This window comes from Longimicrobium sp. (genome assembly GCF_036388275.1).
In the GTDB taxonomy this organism is placed as follows: Bacteria; Gemmatimonadota; Gemmatimonadetes; order Longimicrobiales; family Longimicrobiaceae; genus Longimicrobium.
The window spans coordinates 1-2,239 of the sequence record NZ_DASVSF010000020.1; the positions used below are offsets into that span (position 1 = coordinate 1).

3 protein-coding genes are annotated in these 2,239 nt (G+C 66.9%); 2 read left to right on the forward strand and 1 reads right to left on the reverse strand.

Going from position 1 to position 2,239, the window contains the following annotated elements; genetic code table 11:
* Window positions 1-151: 151 nt before the first annotated feature.
* Window positions 152-1,144, reverse strand: coding sequence for an IS481 family transposase (locus tag VF632_RS05635; RefSeq protein ID WP_349263970.1), 993 nt, complete (start codon window positions 1,142-1,144; stop codon window positions 152-154).
* A 338-nt stretch (window positions 1,145-1,482) separates the two neighbouring features.
* Here VF632_RS05635 and VF632_RS05640 point away from each other — a divergent pair, with 338 nt between their 5' ends.
* Window positions 1,483-1,839: a transposase gene (locus VF632_RS05640; RefSeq protein ID WP_331021882.1), complete on the forward strand. Its 357-nt coding sequence runs from the start codon at window positions 1,483-1,485 to the stop codon at window positions 1,837-1,839.
* Window positions 1,793-2,239, forward strand: a 447-nt coding sequence (locus VF632_RS05645) for a transposase (protein ID WP_331021883.1), incomplete at its 3' end; no start/stop codon positions are given. The genes VF632_RS05640 and VF632_RS05645, both read left to right, overlap by 47 nt.

Sequence of the window (2,239 nt, forward strand, 5' to 3'; positions counted from 1 at the left end):
CATGCGAGAGGCGGGCGCGGCGCTGGGCCGTCTGGCGTGCTCGTCTTCTCGCGCTGGTCCAGAAGCAGGCGCAGCCCGGCAAACAGCAGCACCAGCCCAACCAGCGTCTTGTAAACTACGCCAGATGGTTGAACCGCTCCACCCGCGAAGGCTAACTGTCTGGTTGCGAGACCTCCTTGGCGGCCTCAGCGACGAGCCGAGCTCTGGCGATGTCGTCTGGTCCTGCTCGACCCTGTGGCTTCGGGTTGCCGAGTTTGCGGCGCTTCTTGAGGCGCTCGGCGACGACCTGGTTCGGTGTCTTGCCGTCGAGGACACGCTGGCGTCGGCCGTTGTAGGCGGCATTGAAGCCACGGAGCAGCTGCTCAAGCTGGGCATGCGAGTAGACGGTGATGCCGAGCACCTCGCTGCCGATGCGGCCATTGAAGCGCTCCACCATGCCGTTGGTTTGCGGAGAGTACGGCTTGGTATGTCGGTACTCCGCGCCGAGCTCCGCGCATACCTTGGCAAAGGCGGCGGTGAAGCAGCTGCCGTTGTCGGTCAGCACATGGGTGAGGCGGAAGGGGAAGGCGGCCGCAGCTTCGCGGAGGAAAGCGATGGCGCTCTTGGTGGTCTCGTCGTCCTTGACGGCAAGGTGGACGGAGCGCGAGCACCGGTCGATGGCGACGTATAGATAGCGCTTGCGCCGCTCGCCGTCAGCGGTCTGCAGCTTTGGCAAGTGCTTGATGTCGATGTGAATGAAGCCGAGGTCGTAGTCCTTGAACTTGCCCTGGCCTCGTTTCGGCCGCTCCGAGGCCGGCGGAGCCCGCCGGCTCAGACCCTCGGCGCGGAGGATACGCCAGACGCTGTCGCGGTTGAGGTGCGGCAGGAAGTGGTGGACCACGAAGGTGAGGTCGTCGAGAGCGAAGTTGGTGGCCCGGCGGAGCGCGCAGACCACCGCACGCTCCTCGTCAGTGGCCTTCCAGGGCAGCTTGTGGGGCTTGGCGGAGTGGTCGAGGCAGTCCTCGGGGCCACGCTTGCGCCACTTGCGAATGGTTTCGGCGCTGACGCCGAAGCGCTTGGCGAGGGCGCCGCTGCTTTCCTGGGAGCGGGCGATCTCGGCGCGGACGGCAGGGGTGGTGCGGGCATTGGGATGGATCTGCAGCATGGCCTATCCTCGTCGTGCTGCTGCGGCCGGAAGGCTCTTGAAGCGATAAGCATAGTCTACGATGGCTCGCCCGACCGGGTCCCAACAATGCTCCGCGACCAGACAGGTAGTTTGACAAAGTCAGATTTCTCACTTGCCCGGCGTGGCGGCATGATCGCTCGGACGGCTGCGGTCGGCGAAGCACTCCAAGAGGCTCGCACTTGACGCCGAAGCGCCGCTTCGAATCACTGGGTCTCCACAAGAGCGGAGTTGGAAGGGGGCGAACTGATGTCGTCACTTCGTCGGGTGACCGTATGTGCGGCTGACGGCTGACGGCATCGCTGATCGAGGATGTCGCAGTGGCGTTCGGTAGCTTCATCGGCCGTTACGGTGGCTTCTTCCGGACCCGGACGCGGGACAACGCGGCGGTGGCGGAGCGCTACCTGCAAGGGCTCGCGCAGGCGGAGGAAGCGACCTTCGCGGCGATGGCGACGGTGGTCGAGCAGGGCTGCGAGCAGCAGTTCCAGCACTTCATCAGCAACTCGCCCTGGCGGCACGAGCCGGTGGTGGAGCAGATCGGCCGTGACGCGGATCGTCTGCTCGGTGGCAAGCCGACCAGCGCCCTGATCATCGACGAGAGCAGCTTCATACAAGCAGGGGGAGCACTCGGTGGGTGTTGCCCGGCAATGGTGCGGCCGCCTGGGCAAGGTCGATAACTGCCAGGTCGCGGTGTTCGCGGTGCTGACCGACGGCCAGCGGCACGCGCCGGTCGACATGCGGCTCTATCTGCCACAGCGCTGGATCGAAGAGCCGAAGCGCTGCGACCGGGCCGGGATCCCGGTGTCCGTGCGGCAGTTGCGCTCGAAGGCGGAGTTGGCGCTGGAGATCGTGCGCGCGGCGCGGGCGCGCGGGATGCGGTTCGCTTGGGTCGGCGTCGACGGCGGCTACGGCAAGGAGCCCGCCTTCCTGCGCGCGCTGGACGACGCCGGCGAGGTGTTCGTCGCCGACGTGCACTCCACCCAGATGGTCTGGACCGAGCCGCCGGGCCTGCATGTTCCCGCCCCGAAGAGCCCACGGGGGCGCCACCCGACCAGGCAACGGGCCGCGGCAGAACCC

Coding starts and splice junctions, on each gene's coding strand:
- VF632_RS05635 (WP_349263970.1), bottom strand. CDS start 1,144: ATGCTGCAGATCCATCCCAATGCCCGCACCACCCCTGCCGTCCGCGCC.